8 protein-coding genes and 1 pseudogene are annotated in these 7,106 nt (G+C 69.3%); 1 reads left to right on the top strand and 8 read right to left on the bottom strand.

The genetic code is table 11. The features are described from left to right. The 5 genes from AB0I42_RS37035 to AB0I42_RS37015 all read right to left on the bottom strand — a co-directional run. Positions 1–755: RICIN domain-containing protein (locus AB0I42_RS37035; RefSeq protein ID WP_357544447.1), on the bottom strand; the 755-nt coding region annotated here is incomplete at its 3' end. A gap of 35 nt (positions 756–790) precedes the next feature. Next, the gene (locus AB0I42_RS37030) at positions 791–2,257 is read right to left on the bottom strand and encodes a pectinesterase family protein (RefSeq protein ID WP_357544446.1); all 1,467 of its coding nucleotides are present in this window, start codon (positions 2,255–2,257) and stop codon (positions 791–793) included. A 241-nt stretch (positions 2,258–2,498) separates the two neighbouring features. After that, entirely contained in the window at positions 2,499–3,200 is a 702-nt protein-coding gene (locus AB0I42_RS37025; protein WP_357544445.1) for a hypothetical protein, read from the bottom strand. A 67-nt stretch (positions 3,201–3,267) separates the two neighbouring features. Continuing rightward, positions 3,268–3,885, bottom strand: coding sequence for a GNAT family N-acetyltransferase (locus AB0I42_RS37020; protein WP_357544444.1), 618 nt, complete (start codon positions 3,883–3,885; stop codon positions 3,268–3,270). Between the two features lie 8 nt (positions 3,886–3,893). Beyond that, a complete protein-coding gene (locus AB0I42_RS37015; protein WP_357544443.1) occupies positions 3,894–4,454 on the bottom strand; it encodes a DUF664 domain-containing protein in 561 nt (186 codons plus the stop codon). 55 nt (positions 4,455–4,509) lie between these two features. Between AB0I42_RS37015 and AB0I42_RS37010 the strand changes: the two genes are divergently transcribed. Beyond that, positions 4,510–5,475, top strand: coding sequence for a WYL domain-containing protein (locus AB0I42_RS37010; protein ID WP_357544441.1), 966 nt, complete (start codon positions 4,510–4,512; stop codon positions 5,473–5,475). A gap of 69 nt (positions 5,476–5,544) precedes the next feature. Here AB0I42_RS37010 and AB0I42_RS37005 read toward each other — a convergent pair whose 3' ends face one another. The 3 genes and pseudogenes from AB0I42_RS37005 to AB0I42_RS36995 form a co-directional block, all read right to left on the bottom strand. Beyond that, on the bottom strand, positions 5,545–6,069 hold the full coding sequence (locus AB0I42_RS37005) for a hypothetical protein (RefSeq protein WP_357544440.1): 525 nt from the start codon (positions 6,067–6,069) through the stop codon (positions 5,545–5,547). Further along, entirely contained in the window at positions 6,069–6,491 is a 423-nt protein-coding gene (locus tag AB0I42_RS37000; RefSeq protein WP_357544439.1) for a hypothetical protein, read from the bottom strand. The genes AB0I42_RS37005 and AB0I42_RS37000 overlap by 1 nt, the downstream gene beginning before the upstream one ends. Positions 6,492–6,863: 372 nt before the next feature. Beyond that, a pseudogene (locus AB0I42_RS36995) lies at positions 6,864–7,106 on the bottom strand (IS1634 family transposase); the annotation flags it as partial.

Here is a 7,106-nt window from a genome sequence, read left to right as displayed (position 1 = left end):
CCGTAGGGCTTGACGGTGATCGCGGCGTTGACCCGGATGACGTACGGCTCGCTGGCCGAGGCGTACCGTTCCAGGTCGGCCTGGTTGGTCACGGTCACGGTCGCGCCACCGGCACCACCGGTGGTGCCGGCCGCGCCGGCGAACCCGTCCGGGGTGTTCGAGTACGGAACACCCGGCGGCGGCGTGGTCGGCGGCGGCGTGCCGCCGGCCGGGTTGAACCGCCACTGCATCCGGGCGATGTCCGCACACGGCTCCTGCACGATCGGGTTGTTCCCCGCCGTCGAACCGTCCCGGTTACTCACACACAGACCACTGGACGCACTACGGATCAGATACCGGTCGGTGGTCGCCGTGGACGCCGTGAACGTCCACGTCTGGTTCGCGCTCGCACCACACGTCCACTGCCACAGTTGCTCACCAGACGTGTTGGACGAGTACGGCACGTCCATACAGCGGCCACTGTTGACATTGATCAGACCGAAGGCACCGTTCTGCGCGCTCACCCGGAACTGCTGGTGCCCGGCAGCGCCGTCACAGGCCACCTGGGTCAGCAACGCCGCGTTACCGGTCCCCGCACCGGCGACCTGCACACACTTACCACTCGACGCACTGGCCAACGTGTAGACACCACTGTTGACCGGGACGGCGGCCGCGGACGGCGACGCCGACAGGACGACGCCGACGACGGCGGCGGGCACGACCGTCAGCACCGCGCCGAGCGCGGCCAGCCTGGACCGCAGAGGGAGCTGCTTCATCATCGCTTTCCTGACTGCTGGGGGGTTGTCGAGGGTCACAGCGGGTTCCACCCGTCGGAGCCGGCGAGGTAGCGCTGCGGCGTGTGGTTGGCCGCCTGCGAGTCGCTCAACTGTGGACGGTTGCTGTTCGTGCCGGCGCCCGGGCCGGTGTTCCGGTACTCGAAGAACCGGGCGTCACGCCAGGAGTTGCCGGACATGTCGGTCCACGGCTGCGCCGTCTTGATGGTCGCGCCCAGCGTCGACTCCCGGTACACGACCTGGCCGTCCGGCCGCCAGGGCCGGCCCAGCGTGGTCACGTTGTTCGCCGTACCGGTGATGGTGGAGCGGTAGAACAGGAAGCCGTACGCCTTGCCGGCCGCCGTGCTCGCGGCGGTGATCGGTCCACCCGTCGACCGCTTCTCGTGGACCGTCGACCGGTCGATGACGATCGTGCCGCCGCCGAAGATGAAGTCGACGGTTCCCTCGACGTACGAGTCGACCATGTACGCCCGCGCACTGTCGTTGACCAGGAAGGTGTCCTGGTCGCCGAGGAGCCGTACCTTGCGCAGCACCGCCCGGTCGGCACCGAGGTTGAGGGCGACGGCCTGGTGGCCGCTGCTGGTCGAGCTCTCGTCGAAGTCGTTGGAGATCGTCAGGTTCTCGGCGACGAAGTTGGCGCCGTCGACGAACATGCTCGCGCTGCCGGAGGTGCCGTGGCTGTTGGCGGAGTTGTGGTAGACCAGCACGACGTTCGACGGCGACGAGCCCAGCCCCTGCAGGGTGATGTGCGGCTTGTTCCTGGGCACCCGGACGACCTCGCGGTAGGTGCCCGCCTTGATGGTGATGGTGACCCGCTGGGTGTTGTTCGTCGGCACCGCGTCGATGGCGGCCTGGACGGTGCGGTACGTGCCGGTGCCGTCCGCGGCCACCGTCGGCCGGCCGGCCGGTGGCGGGGTGGTCGGTGGCGGGGTCGTGCCGCCGGCCGGGTTGAACCGCCACTGCATCCGGGCGATGTCCGCACACGGCTCCTGCACGATCGGGTTGTTCCCCGCCGTCGAACCGTCCCTGTTGCTGACACACAGACCACTGGACGCACTACGGATCAGATACCGGTCGGTGGTCGCCGTGGACGCCGTGAACGTCCACGTCTGGTTCGCGCTCGCACCACACGTCCACTGCCACAACTGCTCACCAGACGTGTTGGACGAATACGGCACGTCCATACAACGCCCACTGTTGACGTTCACCAGACCGAACGCACCGTTCTGCGCGGTGACCCGGAACCGCTGATGGGCGGCGGCACCGTCACACGCCACCTGCGTCAACAACGCCGCGTTACCGGTCCCCGCACCGGCGACCTGCACACACTTACCACTCGACGCACTGGCCAACGTGTAGACACCACTGTCCGCCGGGGTGGCGGCGTGGGCGGACACGGCGGCGATCACGCCGCCGACGAGGGTGGTGACGACGGTCGCGGCGAGGATCGCCGCTGTTCGTCGTCTGGGATCGACTGTTCTCACGTGACTGGTTCTCCTTTGTCCTGGAGCCGCTGTGGAGTACGTACGACGGACGGTCGCGCCATCGTCCGGGCAGGCCGGACGGGGCGCGGCGCGACGCCCCTCGAGTTACAGACGGGTTACCGGGTCACGCATAACAAAATCTTCAAGAAATTTTCGGGGCCGTCCGGCGGGGTTCCGGCGGGCCGTGGACAGGCGACGGTGCCGGCGGGCCACGAGGGGCCGCCGGCACCGGATCGTCCGGTCAGCCGGTGACCGAGAACGCGTTGGTCACGAAGTCCCGGCCCCCGGCGGCAGAGGTGATCTCGTAGCCGAGTTGGACGTCGCCGATGGTCACGTCGCCGAACCAGCCCCGGGTCCGGATCCACTGCGCGACCGCGGTGACGTCGACCGTGCCGGCACTGGTGTTGGCGGTCCGGACGAACGAGTAGACCTGGTTGTGGCCGTTGGAGCCGCGGTAGATGTCCCAGGTGTGCCCGCCGACGGTGGCGGTGGTCTCGAAGGTGCCGAGCGGTCCCACCGGGCCGTACCTGTTCATCCACAGCATGATCTCGTGGGCGTGGTCGGCGGTCCAGATGTCGTACGCGGTGGTGAAGGCGACCCCGCTGGTCGGTACGGTGACGTCGAAGCTGCTGGTGACCGGCCCCAGCTCGCTGACCTTCCGTCCGATGTGGCGGGTGGCGTTCGGGTAGGACTTGATGCCGCCGGTGTTCGGGTGGTCGGCGCGCACCCACCAGTTGGCGGGCGAGTTCGCCGAGATGGTCTGGGTGCCGTGGCCGGATCCCCAGATGTTGTTGTAGAGCGTGTAGCCGCCGCTGCTCCAGGTGCCCCAGCGGTCGCTGGACGACCAGACGGCGGCCTGCGCGGGGGTGCCGGTCGGCACGGTCGTCGCGGCGGTCAGCAGCAGCGCGGCGACGCCGGCCGTGACGAGGCGGATGAGACGCATGGACGTACCTCCTCTGCGGTCAGTGTCTCCATCCGCTACCCGATTTAGTTGGGGTTCAAAACTAAATTTAGCGAGGAAAGTCGATGCGCATCACGACCCGCCGTACGGTCGGGTGGCTGACCTGGGCGAACCCGGCACCCTCGAAGACCTGCCGGGCACCCACGTGCAACTCCCCCCAGGTGATCTCCCGCCCCGGCTCGGTGATCATCGGGTACGCCTCCAGGGCCCGGGCACCACAGTCCCGGGCGAAGCCGACCGTCGCCCGGGCCAGGAGATAGGTGAGCCCACGCCCCCGCCACCCCTTGCGGACCACGAAGCAGGTCACCGCCCAGACGTCGGGGTCGTCGCGGTCCTCCGCCCGGCCGCTCCACGGGATACGGGACGTACGCAGCTTCGGGTACGCCGTACGCGGCTCGACGGCGACCCAGCCGACCGGCTCGCCGTCGACGTAGCCGACCAGGCCACTGGTGGTCGTCGCGGCCGGGTCGCCGCAGCCGGTCTGCGCCCGTAGCATCGCGGTCCGCTGCTCCAGCGTCGAGTCCCGCCAGATCCAGCCGGCGACCTTGAACCGCTGGCACTGGCACCGGCCGGCATCCGCGCTGCCGAAGATCGCGACGAGGTCGTCCCACGCCGCCTCGTTGGCGGGTACGACGGTCAGCCGGTCGGCCGGTACGGGATCCTGCACAGCCGCCATCATGACTGCGGTGGGTCCTCCCCCACCAGGCCGTCGACGGCCTCACGCAGCAGGTCCGCGTGGCCGACGTGACGGGCGTACTCGTCGTGCAGGTCGACCAGGAGCCGCCGCAGGTTCGGCGACTCGCCGGAGGCGGTGACGAACCTCGTCGGCCGGTCGGGCCCGCCGTCGGCGAGCGCCTTGGCGACCGCGGCATCCGTCCGCTGCGCGGCACCCTGCCAGAGCGCGTACAACTCCTCGGGCGGGTCGTCGGCCGCCGACCGCCACACCCAGTCGGGATCGGCGTCCCAGTCGACCGCGTTCCACGGCGCCCCCATCGGCTGCCCGGTCAGGTCCCGGGCGGTGTAGTAGTCCTCGACGAGGGCGAGGTGCTTGATCAGACCGGCCAGGGTCATCGCGCTTGGCGGGTGCCGGCGGTTCAGGCCGGCCGCGTCCAGACCACCGACCTTCCAGGCGAACTGCGCCCGGGACCGCTCCAGCGCGAACAGGAGCATCTCGGCCTCGCCGGCGGTCATCGACGGCTCGTGGATCCTGGTGTTCAGGACGATCTTCTCGGTCATACCCGGCATGCTAGGTTCGGTTCCGGACGTTCTGCTTCCGGATTGCCGAGGTGTCGTGAAATCCGACGCGAGTCCCACCGCACGCGCACTACTCGCCCTCGAACTGCTCCAGAGCAGCCCGGGCATCACCGCGGACCGGCTCGCCGACAAGCTCGGCGTCTCCGAACGGGCCGCCCGGCGCTACGTCGGAATCCTGCGCGAGGCCGGCATCCCGATCGAGTCCGTGCGCGGCCCGTACGGCGGCTACCGGGTGGGCCGTGGCCTGCGGCTCCCGCCCCTGATGTTCAGCGCCGCCGAAGCGGTCGGCCTGGTCATGGCCGTACTCGACGGGCACCACCACGCCAGCGATCCCGACAATCCGGCCGGCAGCGCCCTCGGCAAGATCGTGCGGGCCCTTCCGGAACCGGTGGCCGCCCAGGTCGAGACCGTCCGCCGCACCGCCGCCCCCGCCCCCGACCGGGCCGCCGCCCGACCCGACCCCGGCGCCACGACCGCGCTCGTGCAGGCCTGCTCGAACCGGCGCCGGGTCCGCCTCGACTACCGCTCGCAGGCCGGCTCGGAATGGGTCGTCGAGGTCGACCCGTGGGCGGTCGTCGTCCGCCACGGCCGCTGGTACCTGCTGTGCCGCACCCACCCCGCACACGCCGTACGGACGTACCGGATCGACCGGGTCCGGGCGGTCGAACCGCTCGACGACACCTTCACCCCACCAGTCGACCTCGACCCGGTCGCCCTTCTCGAGGAGCACCTCGCCGCCGGCTGGGAGTACGAGGTCGAGGTCGTCGTCGACGCACCCGCCGACGACGTGGCACGGTGGCTCCCCCGTTCCATCGGGCTGCTCGAGCCGGTCGACGCCGGGACCACCCGCCTGGTCGCCAGCACCAGCAACCCCATCTGGTACGCCGGACAGCTCGCGTCGATCCCGGTGCCGTACCGGATCCTGAACGGCCCCGAACTCCGGCAGGCGTCGCGGACCCTCGGGCAGCGGCTGCTGGCGGCGGCCGGAGAGCCACCGCCCTGACGCCGCCGGAGGGTCGCCACGGTCCGACCGAGGACGGCCGCCGACTCCGAAGGGCGGATTCCTATCGGATCATGGTGCGGGTCGCACCATGATCCGATGGGTCCATTCCAGGTGCCGCGTGACCAGATAGGTGGCCACGGTGCCGATCGCGGGTGGCACCTCGTCGTATTCCACGAACGAACCACCGCCGACGAACCGGACGGCATACTCCCGGCCTCCCGGGAAGACGTCAGTCACGGTGCCCGTGACCATCGAACCAATCGGGTAGCGCTCCGTCATCGCAGCCCACTGCTCACCAGACCAGTTCGATGCGTGATAGTGCCGCGCGCGCATCCCGGCATCCAGTGGGAAGAGACGGACCTGCCCCGGCCGATGCGAGAGGACCTCGAAGAAGCCCTCCCGGCCGACCGGAGGCCACCGGCGCGGATCTTCAGGCAGGTGCAGGACATCGACGAATCCCTCGGGATGGGCGCCCATCTCCACGAAGAGCCCGGTGCGACCCGGCCCGAAGGGAACGGCAGCGACCCGGCCACGAACGCGGTCACCACATGGAAATCGACGCCGCGCCGTGGCCAACTCGTCAAGCTTGGACATCACTCCGGAACCCTCGCCGTTCGGCGGAGTGGTGCCCAGTAGTCCCGTGCCGGGTCGAGCGAGGTCAGCCAGCGTTCCATCGCTTCGACCGACGACCGGTGCGACTCCGAGGCGACCTCGTACCACCTGTGCAGCAGCAGCTCGTGGATCCGGACGGCCCGGACAGCGAAGTCGAGCAGCCATGCGTCCACGGCCCGCACGGCGGCGACCTCCTCGGCCCGCGCGCGCAGCAGTGCGGTGCAGTCGATGTCCGTGGCGATCTGGTAACCGTCACCGACCGCCACGACGGCGAACTCGATGGTCCGGTCCCCCGGGTCGACGTCGAGCGTCTCCGCGAACCCGAGGATCTCGTCTCCCCTCGGCGCCGGCATTCCGTCGCCGGCCGCGTCACTCGGAACGACATAGTGGACCCAGAACGTCATGTTACCAACCATAAGCCATCTCGAACTTGTCATTACTTACCATAAGTAGGCATTGACCTGCACAGACACGGCCGGACGCTTGTTGCTTCTTGTCACTGTTCGTCAGCATCAAGCCAGGGTTTTCGGGGGTAAACGGGGGGCTACGGGGGCATCACCGGAACGCTTTCACGCATCACCGCGCACGCCCACTCCCCCACCACGGAGGTGTCGTTCGATCGCCGCGACCCGACTTGGCTCACGTTGGTGCGCACGTCGGGTGGTTCGGGTGATGGCTTCGAGGGCGTCACGGAGGTCGTCGGGTAGGGGGTCGGCGGCGGTGATGGTGGTGTGGGTGCCGACCTGGATCTCGATGGTGCGGTAGCGGCGGGTGGTGCGGACGAATTTCTTGATCGACCAGCCGGTCCGGTCTTCGATCCATCGGCTGACCGCGAGGGCGGCGAACACGATCGTGAGGTGGGCTTCGATTGATTCGCGCTGGTGGTGGTAGATCGGTCGGGCTTGCAGGTCGTGTTTGGACATCCGGAACGACTTCTCGATCTGGAACAGCCGGTGGTAGGCGTCGATCACGAACTCGGCCGTCACGGGGGTGCCGTCGGGGCAGGCGGCGAGGTTGGT

Source organism: Polymorphospora sp. NPDC050346, from assembly GCF_040655695.1.
Taxonomy (GTDB): domain Bacteria; phylum Actinomycetota; class Actinomycetes; order Mycobacteriales; family Micromonosporaceae; genus Polymorphospora; species Polymorphospora lycopeni.
This window is presented reverse-complemented; position numbering and strand designations above follow the sequence as displayed.